Annotated in this window: 27 protein-coding genes; all 27 read right to left on the reverse strand. The window is 52.7% G+C overall.

The features are described from left to right. Nucleotides 1-83: 83 nt before the first annotated feature. The 27 genes from frr to KNP82_RS03130 all read right to left on the reverse strand — a co-directional run bounded on the left by frr (nucleotide 84) and on the right by KNP82_RS03130 (nucleotide 21,231). Nucleotides 84-644: a ribosome recycling factor gene (gene frr, locus KNP82_RS03000; protein WP_021067149.1), complete on the reverse strand. Its 561-nt coding sequence runs from the start codon at nucleotides 642-644 to the stop codon at nucleotides 84-86. Next, a complete protein-coding gene (gene pyrH / locus KNP82_RS03005) occupies nucleotides 641-1,366 on the reverse strand; it encodes a UMP kinase (RefSeq protein ID WP_214826989.1) in 726 nt (241 codons plus the stop codon). Before pyrH ends, frr begins: the two co-directional genes overlap by 4 nt. Before the next feature lie 106 nt (nucleotides 1,367-1,472). Beyond that, complete coding sequence (gene tsf, locus KNP82_RS03010; protein WP_029595690.1) at nucleotides 1,473-2,354, reverse strand: translation elongation factor Ts; 882 nt, start codon at nucleotides 2,352-2,354, stop codon at nucleotides 1,473-1,475. A gap of 117 nt (nucleotides 2,355-2,471) precedes the next feature. Continuing rightward, entirely contained in the window at nucleotides 2,472-3,212 is a 741-nt protein-coding gene (rpsB, locus tag KNP82_RS03015; RefSeq protein ID WP_021067146.1) for a 30S ribosomal protein S2, read from the reverse strand. Between the two features lie 152 nt (nucleotides 3,213-3,364). Next, entirely contained in the window at nucleotides 3,365-3,733 is a 369-nt protein-coding gene (locus KNP82_RS03020) for a hypothetical protein (protein ID WP_021067145.1), read from the reverse strand. 13 nt (nucleotides 3,734-3,746) lie between these two features. Beyond that, entirely contained in the window at nucleotides 3,747-4,517 is a 771-nt protein-coding gene (locus KNP82_RS03025) for a FliA/WhiG family RNA polymerase sigma factor (RefSeq protein ID WP_131471153.1), read from the reverse strand. 11 nt (nucleotides 4,518-4,528) lie between these two features. Continuing rightward, complete coding sequence (locus KNP82_RS03030) at nucleotides 4,529-5,014, reverse strand: chemotaxis protein CheD (protein ID WP_214826991.1); 486 nt, start codon at nucleotides 5,012-5,014, stop codon at nucleotides 4,529-4,531. After that, on the reverse strand, nucleotides 5,007-5,606 hold the full coding sequence (locus KNP82_RS03035; RefSeq protein ID WP_021067142.1) for a chemotaxis protein CheC: 600 nt from the start codon (nucleotides 5,604-5,606) through the stop codon (nucleotides 5,007-5,009). Before KNP82_RS03035 ends, KNP82_RS03030 begins: the two co-directional genes overlap by 8 nt. After that, the gene (locus KNP82_RS03040; protein ID WP_029595691.1) at nucleotides 5,596-6,027 is read right to left on the reverse strand and encodes a chemotaxis protein CheW; all 432 of its coding nucleotides are present in this window, start codon (nucleotides 6,025-6,027) and stop codon (nucleotides 5,596-5,598) included. Before KNP82_RS03040 ends, KNP82_RS03035 begins: the two co-directional genes overlap by 11 nt. Nucleotides 6,028-6,039: 12 nt before the next feature. Then, a complete protein-coding gene (locus tag KNP82_RS03045; RefSeq protein ID WP_214826995.1) occupies nucleotides 6,040-8,007 on the reverse strand; it encodes a chemotaxis protein CheA in 1,968 nt (655 codons plus the stop codon). A gap of 19 nt (nucleotides 8,008-8,026) precedes the next feature. Continuing rightward, on the reverse strand, nucleotides 8,027-8,866 hold the full coding sequence (locus KNP82_RS03050; protein ID WP_214755801.1) for a MinD/ParA family protein: 840 nt from the start codon (nucleotides 8,864-8,866) through the stop codon (nucleotides 8,027-8,029). Beyond that, nucleotides 8,845-9,924 (reverse strand): flagellar biosynthesis protein FlhF, encoded by a 1,080-nt coding sequence (locus KNP82_RS03055; protein WP_021067138.1) that lies wholly within the window; start codon nucleotides 9,922-9,924, stop codon nucleotides 8,845-8,847. The genes KNP82_RS03050 and KNP82_RS03055 overlap by 22 nt, the downstream gene beginning before the upstream one ends. Beyond that, nucleotides 9,925-11,943 (reverse strand): flagellar biosynthesis protein FlhA, encoded by a 2,019-nt coding sequence (gene flhA, locus KNP82_RS03060; RefSeq protein ID WP_214826998.1) that lies wholly within the window; start codon nucleotides 11,941-11,943, stop codon nucleotides 9,925-9,927. A gap of 13 nt (nucleotides 11,944-11,956) precedes the next feature. Continuing rightward, nucleotides 11,957-13,048 carry a flagellar biosynthesis protein FlhB gene (gene flhB / locus KNP82_RS03065; protein ID WP_214827001.1) on the reverse strand — a complete coding sequence of 364 codons (1,092 nt, stop codon included), beginning with the start codon at nucleotides 13,046-13,048 and terminating at the stop codon, nucleotides 11,957-11,959. Further along, the gene (gene fliR, locus KNP82_RS03070) at nucleotides 13,045-13,815 is read right to left on the reverse strand and encodes a flagellar biosynthetic protein FliR (RefSeq protein ID WP_021067135.1); all 771 of its coding nucleotides are present in this window, start codon (nucleotides 13,813-13,815) and stop codon (nucleotides 13,045-13,047) included. The genes flhB and fliR overlap by 4 nt, the downstream gene beginning before the upstream one ends. Then, nucleotides 13,812-14,084 carry a flagellar biosynthesis protein FliQ gene (fliQ, locus tag KNP82_RS03075; protein ID WP_021067134.1) on the reverse strand — a complete coding sequence of 91 codons (273 nt, stop codon included), beginning with the start codon at nucleotides 14,082-14,084 and terminating at the stop codon, nucleotides 13,812-13,814. Before fliQ ends, fliR begins: the two co-directional genes overlap by 4 nt. A gap of 11 nt (nucleotides 14,085-14,095) precedes the next feature. Then, nucleotides 14,096-14,761: a flagellar type III secretion system pore protein FliP gene (gene fliP / locus KNP82_RS03080; RefSeq protein WP_021067133.1), complete on the reverse strand. Its 666-nt coding sequence runs from the start codon at nucleotides 14,759-14,761 to the stop codon at nucleotides 14,096-14,098. Then, a complete protein-coding gene (locus KNP82_RS03085; protein WP_021067132.1) occupies nucleotides 14,758-15,252 on the reverse strand; it encodes a flagellar biosynthetic protein FliO in 495 nt (164 codons plus the stop codon). Before KNP82_RS03085 ends, fliP begins: the two co-directional genes overlap by 4 nt. Continuing rightward, nucleotides 15,249-15,614 (reverse strand): response regulator, encoded by a 366-nt coding sequence (locus KNP82_RS03090; protein WP_214827004.1) that lies wholly within the window; start codon nucleotides 15,612-15,614, stop codon nucleotides 15,249-15,251. The genes KNP82_RS03085 and KNP82_RS03090 overlap by 4 nt, the downstream gene beginning before the upstream one ends. Nucleotides 15,615-15,626: 12 nt before the next feature. Then, the gene (fliY, locus tag KNP82_RS03095; RefSeq protein ID WP_029595697.1) at nucleotides 15,627-16,742 is read right to left on the reverse strand and encodes a flagellar motor switch phosphatase FliY; all 1,116 of its coding nucleotides are present in this window, start codon (nucleotides 16,740-16,742) and stop codon (nucleotides 15,627-15,629) included. Further along, on the reverse strand, nucleotides 16,739-17,728 hold the full coding sequence (gene fliM, locus KNP82_RS03100) for a flagellar motor switch protein FliM (RefSeq protein ID WP_021067129.1): 990 nt from the start codon (nucleotides 17,726-17,728) through the stop codon (nucleotides 16,739-16,741). The genes fliY and fliM overlap by 4 nt, the downstream gene beginning before the upstream one ends. Nucleotides 17,729-17,737: 9 nt before the next feature. After that, complete coding sequence (locus KNP82_RS03105) at nucleotides 17,738-18,187, reverse strand: flagellar basal body-associated FliL family protein (protein ID WP_021067128.1); 450 nt, start codon at nucleotides 18,185-18,187, stop codon at nucleotides 17,738-17,740. Beyond that, entirely contained in the window at nucleotides 18,180-18,398 is a 219-nt protein-coding gene (locus KNP82_RS03110; RefSeq protein WP_021067127.1) for a flagellar FlbD family protein, read from the reverse strand. Before KNP82_RS03110 ends, KNP82_RS03105 begins: the two co-directional genes overlap by 8 nt. Continuing rightward, complete coding sequence (gene flgG, locus KNP82_RS03115; protein ID WP_021067126.1) at nucleotides 18,398-19,189, reverse strand: flagellar basal body rod protein FlgG; 792 nt, start codon at nucleotides 19,187-19,189, stop codon at nucleotides 18,398-18,400. The genes KNP82_RS03110 and flgG overlap by 1 nt, the downstream gene beginning before the upstream one ends. Nucleotides 19,190-19,200: 11 nt before the next feature. Next, the gene (locus KNP82_RS03120; protein WP_021067125.1) at nucleotides 19,201-19,632 is read right to left on the reverse strand and encodes a flagellar hook capping FlgD N-terminal domain-containing protein; all 432 of its coding nucleotides are present in this window, start codon (nucleotides 19,630-19,632) and stop codon (nucleotides 19,201-19,203) included. Continuing rightward, nucleotides 19,604-20,650, reverse strand: a complete 1,047-nt coding sequence (locus tag KNP82_RS03125; protein WP_251128621.1) for a flagellar hook-length control protein FliK — start codon at nucleotides 20,648-20,650, stop codon at nucleotides 19,604-19,606. The genes KNP82_RS03120 and KNP82_RS03125 overlap by 29 nt, the downstream gene beginning before the upstream one ends. Before the next feature lie 20 nt (nucleotides 20,651-20,670). After that, a complete protein-coding gene (locus tag KNP82_RS03130; RefSeq protein WP_021067123.1) occupies nucleotides 20,671-21,231 on the reverse strand; it encodes a MotE family protein in 561 nt (186 codons plus the stop codon). Nucleotides 21,232-21,233: the final 2 nt, after the last annotated feature.

Consider the following 21,233-nt stretch of genomic DNA (forward strand, 5'->3'; position numbering starts at 1 on the left):
ACTCTATCCTCCTGATTGTATGAAAGAGGGACCCTCTCAGTAAAAGGGTCCCCACACAGCTTTTTGGTATACCACTTCCGTGATTACACTTCCATGATTTCTTTTTCTTTCGTCGCTGCAGATTCATCAATCTTTTTGATGTACGAATCCGTTAACGATTGAACGTCATCCGCGTAACCGCGAAGGTCGTCCTCAGTCAAGTCCCCATCTTTTTCAAGCTTCTTCAAGTTTTCATTCGCGTCACGACGAACGTTACGGACAGCTACTTTCGCTTCTTCCGCATATTTTTTCGTCACTTTCACGAGCTCTTTGCGGCGCTCTTCTGTCAAAGCTGGGATCGCGAGACGAATGACCGTCCCATCAGAAGACGGCGAGAGGCCGAGGTCTGCTTTTTGAATCGCTTTCTCGACATCTGACACCATCGATTTGTCCCATGGTTGAATCAAGAGTAGACGCGCTTCCGGAGTGTTGATGTTCGCCACTTGGTTGAGCGGAGTCGGTACGCCGTAGTAGTCGACTTGGACCGGGTCCAAGATTGACGCGCTCGCGCGTCCCGTACGAAGTGTCCCGAAATCACGTTTCAAGGCAGAATGGGCTTTCTCCATCTTTTCTTCAGCAGTTTTCAATACGTCATTAACACTCATGAATTGATTCCTCCTACTACCGTCCCGATATGTTCCCCGAGTACGACACGTTTGATGTTTCCTTCTTCAAGCAATGAGAATACAATCAGTGGGATATGGTTGTCCATACATAGTGATGTGGCTGTCGAATCCATCACTTGGAGTCCGTCTTTTAAGACGTCCAAGTACGTGAGCATGTCGTATTTGACCGCATCCGGAACGAGTTTCGGATCCGCCGAATAGACACCATCGACGTTGTTTTTACCCATCAGGATGACGTCAGCTTCAATTTCCGCTGCGCGGAGTGCTGCTGTCGTATCTGTTGAGAAGTACGGGTTCCCCGTCCCTGCCGCGAAGATGACGACTCGACCTTTTTCAAGGTGACGCATCGCCCGACGACGGATGTACGGTTCAGCCACTTGGCGCATTTCGATTGAGGTTTGGACGCGCGTCTGGACACCGTTCGATTCAAGGCTATCTTGAAGTGCGAGCGAGTTCAACACCGTGGCAAGCATGCCCATATAATCGGCATTCGCCCGGTCCATGCCGAGTTCGCTGCCCGTCTTCCCGCGCCAGATGTTTCCGGCTCCGACGACGACGGCTACTTCGACGCCTAAGGCGACCAACTCTTTGATTTGTCCAGAGATCGAGTTGACGATGGCCGGGTCAATCCCGTACCCTTGATCTCCTGCGAGCGCTTCTCCACTCAATTTTAACACAATTCGCTTATATTTCGGTTCCATACTTTGCCTCCTCTTGCTTGAAAAAAGGGAACACGCTCCCTTAACGAACTAACTCAAGGTTATACAGACGTGTTCCCAATTTTGATTGCATCACGCGTGATGCAGATTATTTTTTAAGTTGGTTCATTACTTCTTCAGCAAAGTTTTCTTCGCGTTTTTCCATACCTTCTCCAACTTCGAAACGTACGAATGAGTTGACACGGCCGCCTTTAGACTCTACGTATTTCCCAACTTTGAAGTCAGCGTCTTTAACGAATGTTTGGTCGACGAGGCAGATTTCCTCGAAGTACTTGTTCATACGTCCCGCAATCATCTTCTCGACGATGTTGGCAGGCTTGCCTTCGTTGAGGGCTTGCTCAGTCAAGACTTTCTTCTCACGATCTGCTTCTTCAGCCGATACTTCGTCGCGTGTCGCGTAAAGTGGGCGTGCTGCTGCGACGTGCATAGCTACGTCTTTCGCAACTGTCTCGTCCGTTGTACCGTCGATGATGACGACCGAACCGATGCGTCCACCCATGTGAAGGTACGTGCCGAAAACTGCATCGTCAGCTTTTTGAAGAACAGCGATACGACGGAGTGAGATTTTCTCTCCGATTGTCGAAGCTTCTTCTTGGATGTGCGTCTCAAGTGTTTTACCTGCTACGAATTCAGAAGCAAGTGCCGCTTCTACTGAAGTCGCGCCTGAAGTGAGAACTGCATTCGCCACGTCTGAAACGAGTGTTTGGAACTTCTCGTTTTTCGCAACGAAGTCTGTTTCTGAGTTAACTTCGACGAGCGCAGCTTTGTTGCCGTCAACCGCTACTGCCGTCAAACCTTCTGCTGCGATGCGGTCGCCTTTAGCTGCTGCTTTAGCGATCCCTTTTTCACGAAGGAAGTCGATTGCCGCTTGCATGTCACCATTTGTTTCAGTGAGTGCTTTTTTGCAATCGAGCATACCTGCGCCTGTTTTTTCACGAAGTTCTTTTACCATTGCTGCTGTAACTGCCATCGGAAATTCCTCCTTGTAAAACTTACGAATTTTTAAGAAAAAGCACTAAGGCTTTATATACGTGTCCTAAAAAAAGGTGATAAAAGGCTTTCCCTTTATCACCTGTTGTCTGACCGATTACTCAGCTTCTGTCGCTTCAGCTTCTGGAGCTACTGCTTCTTCAGCTACTTCTTCTTCGCCTTGCTTCGCTTCGATGATCGCGTCTGCCATCTTAGAAGTGAGCAATTTAACCGCACGAATCGCATCGTCGTTCGCTGGGATGACGTAGTCGATTTCGTCTGGGTCACAGTTTGTGTCGACAATCGCAACGATTGGGATGTTCAATTTGTGAGCTTCTGCAATCGCAATACGCTCTTTACGTGGGTCAACGATGAAGAGGGCATCAGGAACACCTGGCATGTCCTTGATTCCGCCGAGGAACTTCTCAAGACGTGTCATTTCTTTTTTCAAGATGATGACTTCTTTCTTAGGAAGTACTTCGAACGTACCGTCAGCTTCCATTTTCTCAAGCTGCTTCAAGCGGTTGATACGCTTTTTGATTGTTGAGAAGTTTGTGAGTGTTCCACCCAACCAACGCTCGTTGATGAAGTACATACCTGAACGGAGTGCTTCTTCTTTGATCGTGTCTTGAGCTTGTTTTTTCGTACCTACGAAGAGGACGTTTCCGCCTTCTGCCGCGAGTTCACGAACAAAGTTGTAAGCTTCGTCTACTTTTTTGACCGTTTTTTGAAGGTCGATGATGTAGATTCCGTTACGCTCCGTGAAGATGTATTTCGCCATTTTTGGGTTCCAACGGCGTGTCTGGTGACCGAAGTGTACACCAGCTTCGAGCAATTGCTTCATTGAGATTACTGCCATGATAAATTTCCTCCTTGTGGTTTAAAAAAGTCCTCCGCCTCGTTCATCGTTGTATTCCGACCTTTCGGCACCGAGGAATACCATCCCGAGACGTGTGTGATGTGTTTAACACCGAAAATTACTATAGCATATGTCAGCCAATCCGGCAACTCTCACTTTTTGCGAAGTTTGGCATAAAGGGCGACTTCTCCCTCACCTTTTCCGAGCAGTCGGGCCGTCTCTCGGACCGAATGGTTCAGTAAAACGTCCTCGACGTGCGGTGCCTGTTGGCGCTCACGGGACGACGGTGCCTCCATCGGCGAATCCTCAAGTGCAGGTTCCACAGCCGATTCCTCGCTCGATGGCGCAGGGTGTTTCACGACATCGTTCATCGATTCCATGAACGACAACAGGAGGGCCTCGGTCTCACGCTTCTCCTGTTCGAGCCGCGTGACACGAGCCGTCAGCGCCTGGACCTGACGAAACAAAATCAACAGTCCGTACGCGACGATACAGGCGATTCCGATATAGACGACGGTCATCTCCATCCCTCCTTCACGATGTCTTTTCTTCTAAATAGGAACGTCCGAGCGCAAGCTTCAACGTCTTCAGCGCCTTGGAATGAATTTGTGAGATGCGGGACGTCGATAGTTCCAACACTTCACCAATCTCCGTCAACGTCAACTCGTCGAAATAGAATAACGACACGACGAGCCGTTCTTTCTCAGATAAATGCTCAATCTCGTTCGTCAACACATCGAGCAACTCGCGCTGCAGGAGCGTGTCTTCCGGTTTTTCGGAGTCGGGGTCAAAATACGTGACGGACATGACCTTGCCTTCCTCTTGATGCGTCACCGCCTCATCGATGGACAACATGTTCGCAAAGTACCCTTCCGCCATCGCTTTCTCGATTTCTGAGACCGGCAGCTCGCACGCGTGCGCCAGTTCTTCTTTCGTCGGGGCCCGATGCAACTTCTGTTCGAGCTGTTCGGCGACGTGGTCAATCTTCTTCACCCGTTCACGCACCGATCGCGGCAACCAATCGATTTTCCGTAATCCGTCGATGATGGCGCCCCGAATCCGAAACGCCGCGTACGTGTCAAACTTGTTGTTGTGTTCTGGATCATATTTCATGAGGGCATCGTACAATCCCATGTAACCCAAACTTTTCAATTCGTCGCGTTCGACGCTCTTCGGGAGCGTCACGATCATTCGTTGCACGTGATAATGGATCAGGAACTCATAGTGCGTCAATAGTTCATTCGCCGTATCCATATCGCGGTCAGTATTCCAACGATCCCACAACTCGGTAAGTTGAGTCGTCATGTCGATCCCCCCTAAATTTCCTTTGTTCCTACGCTGACCGTTCGAATCGAGAGGACGCAAGTCGCCACATCAAATTCAATCGTCCGCCCATTATGTCCGCCACAGTCCTCGGCGATGAGCGGGATCCGGTGCGCTTTCAACGCATTGCGGACGGCCTCGGCATTTCGTTCACCGATGCGCATCGCCTCATTCTCATATTTGAATTGAAACATTTGGGCGCCGCCGGCCATCTTTGCTTGCAACCGACCGGCCCCGGCCCGTTTCAATGAAGCGACGAGAGCATCGATGGCCGTATCCGCATATTTCCCTACTTCAATCGTTTGATGTTTGCGGGCAATCGTCGAATCCGGCAACATGACGTGAGCCATCGCCGCGACTTGGAGCCGGACGTCGTACAGGATGACCCCGACACACGAACCGAGTCCGGCCGTCCGCAACTTGTTCGGCGCCGTCGTCTGCTTCCATTCCGCAATCCCAATTTTGAGTACTTCAGCCATGGCCCATCAACCGCTGCTTAATCCGTTCGAGCGAGCCATGCGTCGGTAGAAACAACACATGTCCGGCACTTACTTTTCCGTCGATGCGGAACGTCGTATCGATATAGAGCGCCGCATCTTCTTCGGGCTGGACCGATGTGACGACGAATTCGACGATCGAACCGGCCATGTCGACCGCTGTCGCCGGGACGTGAATCGGGATTGGTGTATTCAACCAATCGCCGAGCGCCCGGGCATATGCCCCGCTCATGATATTCCCAATCTCTTCCCATGCCGACTGACCGAGTTCATCGGCCGCTTGGAACGTGAACCCGCTCCCGATGAGTGATGAGACCATCATCTCGGCGTCGTCGACCGGAAATAAGATGAGGATCATGCCGCTGATGTCGCCTCCGAGCTCTAATAGCACGGATGCCACATGACGCTCAGGACCGCCGACCCGTTCCGGCAAATACGTGATCGGTTCCATCTCGGCCGAGGAGACGGTAATGTTGACCGGCTTGGCCAAGAGCGTCGACAATGCCGTCGCTGCGTGGCCTGATCCGATATTGCCAAGTTCTTTCAATAAATCTTGCTCGAACTCACTCAGCATGTTGTTCCTCGAACAACGCGTTGGCGTCGAGAAGCGAGAACAGTTTGTCCTCCCCTTTCGCAATCGCCGTCAAATGAGCCGACAACATGTCTCGACTCGATTCAGGAATCGGCTCGAGACGAACGTCCTCGCTTTCCACGACCTCGTTGGCGCGATCGACGATAAAACCGGCATCGCCTTGATTGAGCGAGGCGATTAAAATCCGAGTCTCGTCGGTCGGTTCAATCGCCTCATACCCGAGGCGGAGGCGAAGGTCGATGACAGGCGTGACGACACCGCGCAGATTGATGACGCCTTTGACGTGAGCCGGTGCGTTCGGGACGCGTGTGACCGGTTGTACCCGTTCAATCGAGCGGACCGACTGGACATCGATCCCGTATGTGTTCGTTCCCAGTGAAAAGACTACCCATTTTTGTTCCATCCTTCTTCCTCCTTAGAACAGATCGTTGCTGTCGACAATCAAGGCGACACGCCCGTCTCCGAGTATCGTCGCACCAGAGATGGCCGGAATGCCCTCGAGATACGTACCGAGCGGCTTCATGACAATCTCTTGTTGGCCAATCAAATCGTTGACGACCACGCCGACGAGTTTATTTCCTTTACGGACGACGACGACCGGGAATTGCGTCTTCGTTTCCGTCTCAATCGCAAACATTTCTTTTAAATAGACGAGCGGGACGAGCTGACCTCGGAAATCGAAGACACGTTCGCGATGGGCCGTCAAAATGTCGGCCTCGTCAAGAAGTGTCGTCTCAAGAATCGATGACAACGGGATAGCGTATGTCTCCTCACCGGCTTGAACGAGCATCGCCGAGATGATGGACAGCGTGAGCGGAAGGCTGACTTGGAATTTCGTCCCTTGTCCGACGACCGTCTCGAGCGTGACGACCCCACCGAGTGATTCAATTTTGTTTTTCACGACGTCAAGACCGACACCGCGACCAGACAAATCGGTGACGACATCTGCCGTCGAGAAGCCTGGGGCGAAGATGAGCATAGCGACTTCGTTATCGGTCATCGCTGTCGCTTCTTCCGGCGTGATGACGCCGCGCTCGAGCGCTTTCGACCGGACTTTATCGACATGGATCCCTGCCCCGTCGTCCTCGATTTCAATGAAGACACGGTTGCCGCCATGGTAAGCCCGGAGCGCAAGACTCCCTTGCTCCGGTTTCCCGGCCGCGACACGGACTTCTGGTAGTTCGATGCCGTGATCGATGGCATTGCGAATCAAGTGAACGAGCGGGTCGCCAATCTCATCGATGACCGTCCGATCGAGTTCCGTCTCCGCGCCTGTGATTTCAAGCTGGACTTTTTTATGGATGTCTTTCGCGACCGAACGTACCATGCGTGGGAAGCGGTTGAACACTTGCTCGATCGGCATCATCCGGAGCGTCAGCACGAGTGATTGGAGTTCGTTCGTCCCGCGTTTGATTTTCTCGACCGTCTCGTTCAATTCAGGCTGTCCGACTTCGTCGGCGAGCCGCTCGAGACGACCACGGTCGATAATGAACTCTTCGAATAAGTTCATTAAACGATCAATCCGTTCCAAGTTGACGCGAATCGTCTTCGCCTGGGCGACAGCCTGTTCTTTCGGCTCGTCCGCCTCGACTTTCGGTTTCGCTTCAGCGACGGCGACGGTCTCGGCACTGACGGCGACTTCCGGTTCACTCGATGCACTCGTATACACCGTCACGAGGACGTGCTCGACTTCTGACACTTGGGACACGGCGTGTTCAATCACATCTGCCGTCTCTTGTGACACGAACAAGACGTCAAACGAGAGGTCGAACTGCTCTTGTTCGATGGCCTCGGTTTCCGGTAACGTCCGGACGACCTCGCCGAGTTCTTGCAGGCGATCGAATACCATATAGGCACGCGCCGCTTTCAAAACGACGGCATCGGATAGTTTCACGTGCAATTGGAACGCCTCGAAGCCCGTCTCCTTCGCTTGGGTGATGACCGAATCCGTATAAAGGTCGGCCGTGAAGACGTTGGCTTCGACCGTCGGAGCCGCCTTTGGCGAGCTGCCGATGAACGACTGGAACGCAGACACCGTCGCAGCGACATCGACGTTCGCGCCTCGGCCGCCGGTCTCGATATTGGCGATCATCTCTTCGATTTGTTCTATCGCTGAGAACATCGTATCAAGCAACAGCTGGTTGCTCTCTTTCTTACCGGCCCGAACCAAGTCGAGCGCGCTCTCCATCTCATGTGTCAAGTTGGCCACACTCTCATAACCCATCGTCGCCGACATTCCTTTGAGCGTATGCGCGGAGCGGAAAATCTCTTGAATCGCTTCTTGGCTGCCCGTCTGTTCAAGTTTTAACAGTTGGGTGTTCACCGATTGAATATGTTCTTGCGACTCATCTAAAAACAATCCTAAGTATTCGTTCACGTCCATCTATAATGCCTCCCTGTCGTTAGACTCGGTTCCACTGACGTTTCAAGTTCCCCATCAAGCGATCCATAAAATGACGCGGTTTCGGCGGTGTCCCGGTCAATGTCGTTAAAATCCGCTCTAACCGCCAACTGATATCACTTTTTCGGTCCAAATGGTAAAACGGGACTTGGGCGATGACCGCTCGTCTGACCGTGGCGTCATCTGGTAAATACCCGAGGAATCGAATCGATTTCTTTAAAAACTGCTCACACGCAACTTCCATTCGTTCAAAACATTGCAGCGCTTCCTCACCCGATTGGGCCCGATTGACGATGATGCCGAGCGGTAAGTCTGGGCTTTGTCGATGCACCAGCTTCGTATAGGCGTACCCATCCATGAGCGAGGTCGGTTCAGGCGTCAAGATGAGAAACATCTCATCGCATCCTTCAATGAATTGAAGTGATGTGTCGGTCGCCCCGGCCCCCATGTCGAACAGGACATAATCGTATTCAGTGAGCACTTCGAGTTCACGCATAAAAAATTGCATATCGGCATGTGAGAATTGGACTAGTTCATCAAGTCCACTCCCCCCATGTAATATATCGACACCATGCACACCTTTCTGAACCGAGGCGGCCAGCGGAATTCGGGCTTTGACCGAATCCATCATCGTCCGTGATCTCGAGGCGTTCAACAAGATATGCACGTTCGCCATCCCGATGTCGAGATCGACGATTAACACGCGCTTCCCAAGCTCGACGAGGCCGATGGCCGTATTGACACAGACGTTCGTCTTGCCGACCCCGCCTTTCCCGCTCGCGAAAGCGATCGTCGTCGGTGGGGTCTCTGTTTTCGCCCTTAGACGTCTTGCTTGGTCCATTGGGTCCACCCTTCTTTCTCAAGCAACCGATCCGTCAGCCGGGAAGGGTCCCCGTTGACGAGGTCGTCCGGCACTTCTTGTCCATCCGTCAGCCAAGCGACCGGCAGCCCACTTTCGCGAACCATCCGATACATCGCATGGATGTCGCTCGTCTCGTCCGCTTTCGTGAAGATCAGCGACCCGAGCGGCAACGGCTCGAACTGGCGATATATCATTTCCATGTCCCGCATCTTTGACGTCAAGCTGAGGACGAGCGAGAGACTCGTCTCCGAAAAGTCATGATGCCGCTCGAACTGCTCAACATACGCCTCGTCGCGGAAGTTGCGGCCAGCCGTATCAATCAAAATGATGTCTTTTCGAGCGAACAGCTGCTTCGCCCGTTTGAAATCATCAAAATCGTAGGCGACCTCGACCGGGATGTCTAGAATCTCGGCGTACGTCTTCAACTGCTCGATGGCAGCGATTCGATACGTATCCGTCGTGATGAGGCCGACCGAGAGTCCATGCTCGAGCTTATAGTGGGCGGCTAGTTTCGCGAGCGTCGTCGTCTTGCCGACACCGGTCGGACCGACGAGCATCATGTACCGTTTCGGTTCCGGTACAGGCAAGAAAGAATTTTGGATTTGATCGCGGACGTAACGTTCGACGGCGTCGACCGATTTTGTCGTGTAATACAGTTCCTGAATCGCTTCGTCCCACGCTTCACCTTGAAACGATTCGGACGCGAGCAGCGCTTCGACGTGTGCCAATGGTGCCGGCAAACGTCTCGCTCCCGAGATTTCAGGCGCAGCATACGCGACGTTACGTGGTTGCGGTTGACGTTTTTGCGTCGCCTCAGGTTTCGTTGCCGCGACCGGCTTCGCAACCGTACGTGGTTTGACGGCGAGCGGCGCCTTCTCGAGCGCGGCGATGACCTCGACGTGTTGTGAGGCGAACAAGCCGAGCCATCCTTTCTTCACTTGGCGCGAATTCAAGATGACGGCGTCGTCGCCAAACTCTTGTTTGACTTTCGCCATCGCTTCCGCCATCGTCTTGCCTGTATATTTTTTGATTTGCACTTAAATCACCCCAATACTTTTCACTTCAATCGAGCTGAGCAGTTCGTTGTAGGCGAGGACCGGCACATCCGGATAATACCGTTCGAGCAATTGTCTCACGAACAGGCGGATCGTCGGCGAACAAAGAATGACGGCCGATGCCCCGTAGCGTTCGAACATCGACAGCTGCTCGCCCGAGCGTTCGATAATCTCGCGCGCTTGTTCCGGGTCGAGCGCCAAATAGTTGCCGAACTCCGTCTTTTGAACGGCGTCTTGAATCAGCTGTTCGGTCTGACCGCCGAGGGTGACCACGTAGAGTGGTCCGTCGGGCGGACTGACTTGATCCGTCAATTGACGTGACAGACCTTGCCGGCAGTATTCTCCAAGAATGTCAGCGTCTTTCGTCACTTTCCCATAGTCGGCCATCGTCTCGAACAAGAGCGGTAAATTGCGAATCGAGACGTGTTCTTTCAACAGATGACGGAGCACTTTTTGAATGTCTCCAATCGACAAGACGGATGGTGTCACGTCTTCGACGAGCACCGGATGTGTCTCCTTCAAATGCTCGACGAGCTGTTTCGTCTCTTCACGGCCGAGCAGGTCGGCAGCGTGTTTCTTGAGCGTCTCCGTCAAATGTGTCGCCACGACGGACGGCGGATCGACGACGGTATACCCGCTCATTTCGGCGCGGGTGCGCGTCTCTTCATCAATCCATAACGCCGGGAGACCGAACGCCGGCTCCGTCGTTTCAATCCCATATACTTCTGGATCTTCAATCCCAGGACTCATCGCCAAGTAATGATCGAGCAAGAGTTCGCCTTCAGCGACGACGTTGCCTTTCACTTTGATGCGATATGCGTTCGGTGAGAGTTGCAGATGATCACGAATCCGTACCGTCGGCAAGATGAACCCGAGTTCGAGCGCGAGCTGACGACGGATCATGACGACCCGGTCGAGCAAGTCGCCGCCTTGCGATTCATCGGCGAGCGGAATGAGTCCGTAACCGAACTCGAACTCGATAGCATCAATCTGTAACAGCGAGACGACCGTCTCCGTCGGTGCCGACGGTTCTTCTTCCGGCAACGGTGTGTCGATGACCCGTTTCAAATTGCGACGCATCGTATAGGCGCCGTAGAACGTGGCGCCGGCAATGATCATCGTCACCGGGAGCAGACTTGGCGAGATAAAGCCGAGCATGATGACGATCGATCCGGCGATATAGAGCAGCGTCGGGTTTTGACCGAGCTGATCGACGACGTCCTCGCCGAGGTTCCCATCCGAGACGGCACGCGTGACGATAATCCCGGTCGCCGTCGAGATGAGGAGGGCCGGGATTTGACCGACGAGCCCGTCCCCGATTGTCATGAGGGAGAACGTCTGGAACGCCTCACCGACCGGAAGACCCATTTGGACGGTACCGATGATAATCCCGAAAATCAAGTTGATGGCGACGATGATAATCCCGGCGATGGCGTCCCCTTTGACGAATTTCGAGGCCCCATCCATCGACCCATAGAAGTCGGCTTCGCTTTGAATCTTTTTCCGACGGATTTGCGCGTCTTTGTCATCAATCAAGCCCGAATTCAAATCGGCATCGATGGCCATCTGTTTCCCTGGCATCGCGTCGAGGGTGAAACGCGCCGATACTTCGGACACACGCTCGGCCCCTTTCGTGATGACGACGAATTGGATGATGACGAGGATGAGGAAGACGACGAATCCGACGAGTATGTTCCCGCCGACGACGAAGTGACCGAACGTCTCGATGACTTCTCCGCCGTACCCGGTCGATAAAATCGAACGGGTCGTCGACACGTTCAATCCGAGCCGGAACAACGTCACGATCAGCAAGAGCGACGGAAAGACCGAGAAGTCGAGTGCTTCACGAGCATTCATCGCGACGAGTAAAATCAGCAACGCAATCAGTATGTTGACAATGATTAAGAAATCTAACATGAACCCCGGTAACGGGATGACGAGCATGACGACGATTAACAGAACGCCGATCAATACCGCAAAATCTTTAGCTTTTACTGCCAATACATACTCCTCCTCAAGACGGTTGTTTCAATTGATAGACGAATGCGAGCACTTCGGCGATCGCCTGATAAAACGACTCGTCAACGACTTCCCCGATATCCATTTGGGCGTACAGCGCACGGGCCAACGGTTTGTTTTCGACAATCGGGATGTCATGTTCTTTGGCCACGTCACGGATATTGAAGGCGACACGATCGACCCCTTTGGCGACGACGAGCGGCGCGAAGTCTTTCGTGTCGTCGTACCGGATGACGACGGCATAATGGGTCGGGTTGGTGATGACGACGTCCGCGTTCGGAATTTCTTGCATCATGCGGCGCATCGCCATCTCCCGTTGTTGTTGTTTGATTTTCGATTTGATGAGCGGGTCACCCTCACTATTCTTATACTCGTCTTTAATATCTTGCTTCGACATGCGAATCGATTTTTCAAAATCGAATCGTTGATAGAAGAAGTCGAGCAACGCGAGCGCGAGTAAGGCCACACTCACCCATAGTCCGAGTTCGATCGTGATATGGGCGAGCGCGATGACCGATTCACGGATATGTTCGACCGCCATGCGGGACAGCTCTTTTTGATTCTGCCAGAGCACGGCGACGGCAGTCGTCAGGATAATCAATAATTTGAATAAGGACTTTAAAAATTCGACGACCGCTTTCATACTGATAATCCGTTTGACCCCTTTAATCGGATCGATTCGTTCGAGTTTCGGTTGAATCGCTTCTGCCGAGAACAACGTCCCGATTTGAAGGTAGTTGATTAAAATCCCGAACACGACGGCGACCGCGAAGAACGGACCCACAATCAGTCCGACGCGAAGCAACAAGTCGGTGAGCATGCCGGACAACCCGTTTGACAGATCGAACAGCAAGTAGCTCGGACCGAGCAAATCTTTTGTCACACTGAACAACTGTTTGCCGAGATACGGTCCTAAGAACGATAACATGAGAAACATTGCGAACAGGGCGAAGGCACCGGTCAAATCGGCCGACTTGGCCACTTGTCCTTTCTTGCGCGAGTCCTCTCGTTTACGTGGTGTTGCTTTTTCGGTTTTTTCTCCTGCAAAAAATTGAAGATCGACCGATAAGGTATATAGAGGCTTCATGAGGCGTCTCCTAGCACAGTCATAAAATCACGTAACACTTCTTGTAAAATCGGGATGAATTGGCTGATGCCGTTCAAGGTCAAGCCCATCATGACGACCATGACCGAAAATCCCGCAATCAGCTTGAATGAAAATCCGATTGCAAAAATATTGAACTGCGGCGCCGATTTCGCCAAGAACCCGAGCGCCATGTCGACGAGCAAGAGCGACGCCATGAGCGGAAAGGCAAGCTGCAAGGCGACCATCATCGTCATCGTGACGACCTTGACGGCCATCATGAGTGACGCTTCGCTAAAGTCGATGATCGGCTGACCCGGCGGATAAATTTGAAAGCTATAATAGATGCCATCAATCAGCAACAGATGTAAGTTGCTCGACAGCATGATAAACAACGTAAAAATATAATAGAATCGACCGATCAGCGGCGACTGGCCTCCGAACATCGGGTCATAGGCCGATGCCATCGCGAGTCCGAGCTGTAAATCGATGACGCCACCCGCAATCTGAGGCGCAAAGAATAAAATGTTAATCAAAATACCGAGCACTAACCCGATCAACACCTCGTACAACACCTGTAAAATATAGGCTTGACCGAGATCGAGCGGCTCTGTCACCGTGAACATCGCATAGTACGCTAAAAAGGCACTGAACGCGACGCGGTGCATGACCGGCAGTTGCCGGGATGAAAATAACGGGACGCTCACGAAGAAGCCGGAAAGACGGGCAAACGTCAATCCATAGAGACTGATGAAATCGACCGCGTTCATTTCGAGGCGACCTCGACCATCAGTTCAAAAATCAAACGGGTGAACCCTTCAATCTGTTGCAGCATCCAAGGCCCAAAGACGACGAGCCCGATAAAGACCGAGACGATCTTTGGCACGAACGATAGCGTCTGCTCTTGAATTTGTGTCGTCGCCTGTAAAATCGAAATGACGAGACCGACGACGAGCGAGATCAATAAGAGCGGCATCGAGATTTTCAATAACGTCCACACACTCTCCGTCGCCAAATAAATGACCATTTCCTGCGTCATATTCGTTCCTCCTACATACTTCTAAGCAAGGACTCCACAATCAAGTGCCATCCATCCACCAACACAAACAGTAACAATTTGAACGGCAATGCGATCATGACCGGCGGAAGCATCATCATCCCCATTGACATGAGGACACTCGCCACGACCATATCGATAATCAAAAATGGCAAGAAAATCATGAACCCGATTTGGAACGCCGTTTTTAACTCGCTAATCGCATAGGCCGGGACCATCGCGAGCAGCGGGACATCTTCGACCGACTCAGGTTGCTCATAGTTCCCATATTTAATAAATAATTGCAAATCCTCTTGGCGCGTATATTGGGCCATGAACCGCTTCATCGTATTCCCCGCCTCTTCGAACGCCTCGTCTTGGCTGATTTCGTCGTCCATATATGGCGACAACGCCTGATCATTCAACTCCGATAGTACAGGCGACATGACGAACAACGTGATGAACAGGGCGAGCCCGATAATCAGCTGGTTCGGTGGCGTCTGCTGCGTCCCGAGTGCCGGGCGGATGAACGAAAGCACGACGACGACTCGTGTGAAACAAGTCATCAAGATTAAAAACGATGGCGCGAGCGTGAGCAAGGTGAGCACGACCAACAATTTGATCGAGGTCGATGTACTGTCTGGCGTCTCCAAGTTGATTAATTGTTCAATCGTCGTCATCGTTTCTTCCTCACTTCTTCAATCTGGGCCAACTGTTGTTTAAACGTGTCGAGGAAAGCCGACGAGTTCGACTGGTTCAAGGTCGGGGCATCGAGCGCCGCCTCGTCCATCGCTTCGGCATCAATCCGGTCGAGCAATTGAATTGAGTCGCCGACACCGAGCACGTACACTTGTTCACCGAGCTTGACGAGTTGCACCGAACGGTCTTTGCCGAGCGGGACACCACCGAGATGGGTCAAATGCTGAGCCGACTTCACGCCTTGTGTCCGTGCGTTCAACCATCGCACGAGGACGAGGAACCCACCGATGACGACGACCAGGCTCAAGATGAGCTTGATGGCCGTGCCGACCGATGAGACGGCCGATGTGACCGGTTCCTCTTTCGTGTCTGGTTGTTGCTGTTCGAACTGTTGGTCGACGGTGGCGGCCTCGACCGTGGCCGGGACGAATAACCCAGCCACGAGAAGGATAATCAACCACCACTTGTTCATTGTGCGACCGTTTTTGAGACTGCCTCGACGACGCGTTCAGCGTTGAACGGTTTGACGATAAAGTCTTTTGCTCCTGCTTGAATCGCATCGATGACCATCGCTTGTTGTCCCATCGCCGAACACATGATTACTTTCGCGTTCGAATCGAACCCGCGGATTTCTTTCAAGGCTGCCAAGCCGTCCATTTCTGGCATCGTGATGTCGAGCGTGACGAGATCGGGCATGAGCTCACGATATTTTGCGACTGCATCAAGACCGTTCTCCGCTTCTCCGACGACTTCAAATCCATTCTTTGTCAAGATATCCTTAATCATCATGCGCATGAACGCCGCATCATCTACCACTAAAATTTTTGCACTCATTGTTCTTCCTCCTTAAACGATGCCAATCCGCTCGTGCGGTTGGATAATTTCTGTTACACGGACGCCGAAGTTCTCTTCGATGACGACGACTTCGCCCCGGGCGATCCGTTGTTGGTTCACATAAATATCGACCGGCTCACCGGCCAACTTATCGAGTTCGATAATCGAACCTTGTGACAGCTCAAGCACTTCTCGGACCGAACGTTTCGTCCGTCCGAGTTCGACCGTCACGTTGAGCGGCACGTCATACAACAATCCCAGATTCGCTGGAATCGAGTCGTTCGTCGCCGGTGCGTGGAGCGGCATGAACTCGGCCTGGCTGACCGCGACTTCCGGTACCGACTTCGCTGCCGGACGAACCGGTTGTTGGGCGGCGGGAGCCGGTGCCTTCGGCGCTTCCTGCTTCGGCGCGGCCGGGGCAGCTGCCGGAGCTGGTGCGACAGGGGCTGGCGATGTGGCGGCCATCAGTTCGTTGACAAGTTGTTTCCCGAACTGGACCGGGGCAATTTGAACGATTTTCGAATCGATTAACGTACCGACCTTCAAGTTGAACTCGATTAAGACCATCGTCTCCCAAAGCTCGAGGCGGTCGATAATCGTCTGGTTCTTCGTCGCATCGAACACTTCGACGAGCGGTGGTGAAATATCAATCTTTTTCGAGAATACGGTCGACAATGATGTCGCTGCCGCACCCATCATTTGGTTCATCGCCTCTTGGACGGCTGAAAGACGAATTTCATCAAGTCCTTCCGGATCGACGCCAATCCCAGTTCCACCGAGCATCAAGTCTGAGATGATGGCGGCGTCTTCACGTGTCAATACGAGCACGTTCTCGCCTTTCAAGCCTTCCGTATAGCCGACTCGAAGTGCCACGTGCGGCGTCGGATAACGCTCACGGAGCGCATCGATTGTGACCTCACTGACGATCGGAGTCGTGATTTCTACTTTTTGTTGCAGTAACGTCGATAGCGCCGTCGCCGAGTTACCGAACGAGATATTCCCGATTTCCCCTAAGGCGTCGCTTTCCATCGAATCAAGATGTTCTTCAGGATTCGCCTCCGGTTTTGACGACTCGCTCGTCCCGCGCAATAACGCGTCTATTTCATCTTGTGACAACATCTCACTCATTGCTCTTCCTCCTTCACCCGGTGGAGCACTTGGACCGCCATCCGCTTCCCGCTCACACCGACTTGCCCTCTGAACACTTTATTTTCCCCTACCATGATCGATAACGGGTCTTTCACCAATTGATCGAGGGTCAAACAGTCCCCGACCTCTAAATGCAACAAGTCACCGAACGTGATCGTCGTCTCCCCGAGCAGGGACACGACCTCGACCGACGAGTTCATCAACTGGGCTTTGAGCGGTTCTTTGCTGTTCCCGCTCGCATTACGGCGATTGGCCTCTTGCATCCAGTAATGACTCGACAGTTTCGATAACACCGGCTCAATCGTCACGAACGGTAAGCAGACGTTGATCGTCCCGCTCACTTCGCCGATGGTGACACCGATCGAGACGAGGACGACCGTCTCGTTTGGCGAGACGAGTTGGAGGAACTGGGGATTGACCTCGACCGCTGTCATCTCTGACTTGATCTCGGCAATCGATTCCCAGGCGTCTCCGTATCCTGCAAACGCTCGTTTATATAATTGCGTCAAGATGCGCATCTCGATTTCCGTGAAGCTCTCGACTTTTTCAATCTCGACCCCGGGACCGCCGAGTAGGCGATCGAGCATCGCGTACGAGATGTTCGGATTCACTTCGATGATGAAACGGCCGTTGAGCGGCGGCGCTTCAATCAAGTTGATCATCGTCATGCTCGGAATGGAATGAATGAATTCGTCATAAGGAAGCTGCTCGACCGAGTTGACCGTGAACTGGACGTACGTCCGGAGCTGGGCCGAGAAGAACGTGGTCAGCATCCGTGTGAAATGCTCATGAATCCGGGTCAAGCTTCGGATTTGGTCTTTCGAGAAGCGGACCGCCCGTTTAAAGTCATACTGCCGGACTTTCCGCTCTTCTTCCTGGGCCAAAAAGGAGTCGGCTTCGACGTCGCCACTGCTTAACGCCGATAGCAAGGCATCAATTTCTTGTTGAGATAAGACTTCTCCCATGATGCCACCTCACTGTATGATTTTCTTCGTCATGTAGACTCGTTGGACCTCACCTGACTCCAACAGTCCGTTTAGTTGTTTGCGGAGCGACTGCTCAAACTTCTGCATGTCTTCTTTCGTCGTGAGCTTCGCTTTCGTCATGCCGGCCAAATCGCCGAGGATGACGTTATGCACTTGGAACTTTCGAAGTTCGAGATCTTCTTTCGTCTCCGCAGCATCCGTCACGATTGTGAACTGGACGTTGATGAAACGCTCATCTTGGATGTTCGTCGTCATATCGTCCGTTGTGAAGCTGCGTTCGGCCAATTCTTCGGCGGTGACAGGTTTCGTCTTCGCCGTCACGTTGTCACCGAACAAGTATTTATAAGTCATGAATCCGGCCCCGCCCATGACGAGCAGGACGACTAGCAGGATGAGCACCATCTTCATGGCGCCGCCTTTTTGTTTTTCTTCACTCATCTTCTTCACCTCGTATGCCTATCGTTCCAACCAGACCGACCGAGGCATAGAACGCCGTCGTCCGGTCGATGATTTGTTGTTTCGTCTCGCGGACGATATACGTCTTTCCGTTATACAAGTGAATGATCGTATCGGGCTCGGCTTTGACCGTCTCGATGAACAAGGCGTTCAGCACAAGTTCTTCACCCCGGAGCGTCGTGACGCGAATCATCAGCGTTTCAAGTTGACGAGTTCTTGGAGAATCTCGTCCGATGTTGTGATGATTCGTGTGTTCGCTTGGAAACCACGCTGCGCGACGATCATTTCTGTGAACTCTTCCGACAAGTCGACGTTCGACATCTCGAGCGCACCCGAGACGAGTTCGCCACGCCCATCTTGTCCAGGGATACCAATGTTCGGCTCACCTGAGTTTTGCGATTGAATGAAGTTGTTCGCGCCGACTTTTGACAATCCGGCGTTGTTGGCGAACGTGACGACTTGGATTTGGCCGACGACTGTCGAAGCTCCGGCGTTATCGACGTAGCTGACTTGTCCGTCTTTCCCGATTGAGAGCGACTTCGCACCGGCAGGGATGTTGATTCGGTCTCCTGTCATGCTGAGGACATACGCACCGTCTCCGTTGACGAGGTCTCCTGTGTTATCTGTATAGAAGTTACCTGCCCGCGTGTATTGTGTCTGGCCGTTCACGTCCAAGGCGAAGAATCCTTCTCCTGAGATCCCGACATCAAGCGCTCTCCCTGAGTTTTGCATGGCGCCTTGGTTATAGACGTTATCGACGGTCGCCATCGTACCCCCGAGACCGACTTCTTTCGGGTTGACCCCGCCGCTGACACCGTTTGCCGCTGTCGCACTACCGACTTGCTGACTAACGAGGTCTTTGAACGTGACCCGGCCCTTTTTATAGCCGAACGTGTTGACGTTGGCGATGTTGTTCCCGACGACGTCAAGCTTCGATTGGAAGTTCTTTAAACCACTGATTCCTGAGTACATTGCTCTTAACATGATGAATCCTCCTATGCTTGTTTGATGGAAGTGATGTTGTACACGTTGACGGACGTTCCGTCTTCAAGGTCGGCCACATAGCCGGCTTCGGTCTTCGAAATCGAGAGAACACGTCCCGAGCCTTTAATCGTCTCGGTTTCCGTTTCGTTTGTATAAGCGACCGTTTGCCCGATCATATTGCTGAACTCCGAAATCGAGGCCATTTGTCGATCGACGAGCGCGGAATCGAGTTGTTTCGAAATCGTCTGCATCTGTTCGAGAGAAGAGAACTGAGCCATCTGAGAGATGAACTCACGGTCTTCCATCGGTGACATCGGGTCTTGGTTGGCGAGTTGGGCGAGCAACAGTTTCAAGAACATGCTTTGATCGTATTGGTTCGTCGCTTTCGGCATCGATTGATCCGGTAGCGTATAGTCATTCGTCTTCGGCTGGATTGTCGTCATCGTCAGGGTCTCCTTTCGGTTGTTCATGGTGTTCCGGTTCAGGTTGGTCGAACTCATTGAAGCTCGAGTTTTTCGTCTCTAGCGCTTGTTGGGTCAAGTTGACCTCGACGCGGACGTTCGGGTTCGCGGGCTGGAGCGTCTGTTGCAACTGTCCTAGTTGTGATTGCAATAACTGCTTCGCCTCTTGGTTACTCGCAAACAGCTTGACGACGAGTTCCCCGTTCTGCCGTTCGAGTTTGACGACGAGTTCCCCTAACTGTTCCGGATAAAGACGGACCGTGAACACTTTCGACCCATCGGCCCCGCTCTTGAACGGTGCCCGGTGCAAGGCCGCTTCGATGCGGGCCTGCATGTTCTCAGGTAATGAGCCTTTTGAGGCGTACATCACCATCTCAGAGTCGATATTCGGTTTCGACCACGTCATGCTTTTCGGCATCCAGTCGGTTTCTTTGATTGGCTGTTGCATCTGTGCGGATTGCGTTTCAGTTTGCGTCACACCGGGTAAAGGTTTTGGGGTCTGTCCGAGCGTCCCTTTAAACTGCGCAACGACTTGCTGGATGATGCGCACGTTCTCCTCTACTTGATCGACCGGCACCGTTTGGACGAGTGTGTCCGTTTCTTTCTTCGTGAGCGTGAACGAGAGCGTCGGCGCTGCCGCTTGGCTTGTGATCAGTGCAGGGATTGCGTCCGGGGCCTTGGCCGTTGCAGGTTCCGGGGCGACTTGATTCAAAATTCCGATATAGGCATCCATGAACTTGCGATACGCATCGGCCGGCAATGACTTCAACCATTGCAGGCTATCCGGCTGTTGCAGCCACTGCTCTAACCGATTCGATACGTTTTCGAGCGGGAGCGATACTTCGTCTTCCGGAACAGCCATAGCTTCAGGCGACGAGGTCGGCGTCGTTCCGAGCATGGCCGAGAGCAATTCTAAAAACTGTCCGGTCGGGGTCGCACTCGCGTCCCCGCCTTTTTGTGGTGCCCCTTGCATCGATTGGGCCAGTAAGGCGATATTCATCATCATGTCCTCCTTTCCAGTCACTGGAGCAACTGGGTGACGACGGCGGCCTGTTGGGCATCCATCCGTCCCAATATGTCGGCTTGTTGCTTCGGCGACAATTCCTTCAATAGGTTCGCCACTTGCGGACTCTCGAGTTCGTTCATGATGGCAGCGGCTTGTTTCGCTGACATCTCCTCATAGACACGAGACACGTCCGAGGTTTCTTCTTCGACCGCACTGGCCGTCGCCAATTCCGCGACGAGTCGGTCACGTTCCTGAATCAACTTCGAGACTTCTTCTTGTCTAGCCTTCACTTCGTTCGTCAACTCGGCGTTATCGGCCCGAAGCTTCTCAATCTCGGCATTCGCCACTTTCAAGCGATTCGCGGCATCAGTATCCACACCGGTCACGTTCACGTTCGTCTTCACTTTTTCTTCCGGCTCTTGTTTTGAACCGGTCTCTAGAAACGGGACCGATAACAACGGACGGTCCATCGCATAGTTCATGACGACAATCCCTCCAACGAGTAGAAAGATGGCCGGGACGAGAACGAGCGCGACCAATAGCTGTCTGCCTCGCTTCGTGTTGTCTTTTTCCATCG

The sequence above is a fragment of the Exiguobacterium sp. s26 genome, assembly GCF_018618235.1.
GTDB classification, from domain to species: domain Bacteria; phylum Bacillota; class Bacilli; order Exiguobacteriales; family Exiguobacteriaceae; genus Exiguobacterium; species Exiguobacterium chiriqhucha.

Coding starts and splice junctions, on each gene's coding strand:
- frr (WP_021067149.1), bottom strand. CDS start 644: ATGAGTGTTAATGACGTATTGAAAACTGCTGAAGAAAAGATGGAGAAA.
- pyrH (WP_214826989.1), bottom strand. CDS start 1,366: ATGGAACCGAAATATAAGCGAATTGTGTTAAAATTGAGTGGAGAAGCG.
- tsf (WP_029595690.1), bottom strand. CDS start 2,354: ATGGCAGTTACAGCAGCAATGGTAAAAGAACTTCGTGAAAAAACAGGC.
- rpsB (WP_021067146.1), bottom strand. CDS start 3,212: ATGGCAGTAATCTCAATGAAGCAATTGCTCGAAGCTGGTGTACACTTC.
- KNP82_RS03020 (WP_021067145.1), bottom strand. CDS start 3,733: ATGACCGTCGTCTATATCGGAATCGCCTGTATCGTCGCGTACGGACTG.
- KNP82_RS03025 (WP_131471153.1), bottom strand. CDS start 4,517: ATGACGACTCAACTTACCGAGTTGTGGGATCGTTGGAATACTGACCGC.
- KNP82_RS03030 (WP_214826991.1), bottom strand. CDS start 5,014: ATGGCTGAAGTACTCAAAATTGGGATTGCGGAATGGAAGCAGACGACG.
- KNP82_RS03035 (WP_021067142.1), bottom strand. CDS start 5,606: ATGCTGAGTGAGTTCGAGCAAGATTTATTGAAAGAACTTGGCAATATC.
- KNP82_RS03040 (WP_029595691.1), bottom strand. CDS start 6,027: ATGGAACAAAAATGGGTAGTCTTTTCACTGGGAACGAACACATACGGG.
- KNP82_RS03045 (WP_214826995.1), bottom strand. CDS start 8,007: ATGGACGTGAACGAATACTTAGGATTGTTTTTAGATGAGTCGCAAGAA.
- KNP82_RS03050 (WP_214755801.1), bottom strand. CDS start 8,866: ATGGACCAAGCAAGACGTCTAAGGGCGAAAACAGAGACCCCACCGACG.
- flhB (WP_214827001.1), bottom strand. CDS start 13,048: ATGAAGCCTCTATATACCTTATCGGTCGATCTTCAATTTTTTGCAGGA.
- fliR (WP_021067135.1), bottom strand. CDS start 13,815: ATGAACGCGGTCGATTTCATCAGTCTCTATGGATTGACGTTTGCCCGT.
- fliQ (WP_021067134.1), bottom strand. CDS start 14,084: ATGACGCAGGAAATGGTCATTTATTTGGCGACGGAGAGTGTGTGGACG.
- fliP (WP_021067133.1), bottom strand. CDS start 14,761: ATGACGACGATTGAACAATTAATCAACTTGGAGACGCCAGACAGTACA.
- KNP82_RS03085 (WP_021067132.1), bottom strand. CDS start 15,252: ATGAACAAGTGGTGGTTGATTATCCTTCTCGTGGCTGGGTTATTCGTC.
- KNP82_RS03090 (WP_214827004.1), bottom strand. CDS start 15,614: ATGAGTGCAAAAATTTTAGTGGTAGATGATGCGGCGTTCATGCGCATG.
- fliY (WP_029595697.1), bottom strand. CDS start 16,742: ATGAGTGAGATGTTGTCACAAGATGAAATAGACGCGTTATTGCGCGGG.
- fliM (WP_021067129.1), bottom strand. CDS start 17,728: ATGGGAGAAGTCTTATCTCAACAAGAAATTGATGCCTTGCTATCGGCG.
- KNP82_RS03105 (WP_021067128.1), bottom strand. CDS start 18,187: ATGAGTGAAGAAAAACAAAAAGGCGGCGCCATGAAGATGGTGCTCATC.
- KNP82_RS03110 (WP_021067127.1), bottom strand. CDS start 18,398: ATGATTCGCGTCACGACGCTCCGGGGTGAAGAACTTGTGCTGAACGCC.
- flgG (WP_021067126.1), bottom strand. CDS start 19,189: ATGTTAAGAGCAATGTACTCAGGAATCAGTGGTTTAAAGAACTTCCAA.
- KNP82_RS03120 (WP_021067125.1), bottom strand. CDS start 19,632: ATGACGACAATCCAGCCGAAGACGAATGACTATACGCTACCGGATCAA.
- KNP82_RS03125 (WP_251128621.1), bottom strand. CDS start 20,650: ATGAATATCGCCTTACTGGCCCAATCGATGCAAGGGGCACCACAAAAA.
- KNP82_RS03130 (WP_021067123.1), bottom strand. CDS start 21,231: ATGGAAAAAGACAACACGAAGCGAGGCAGACAGCTATTGGTCGCGCTC.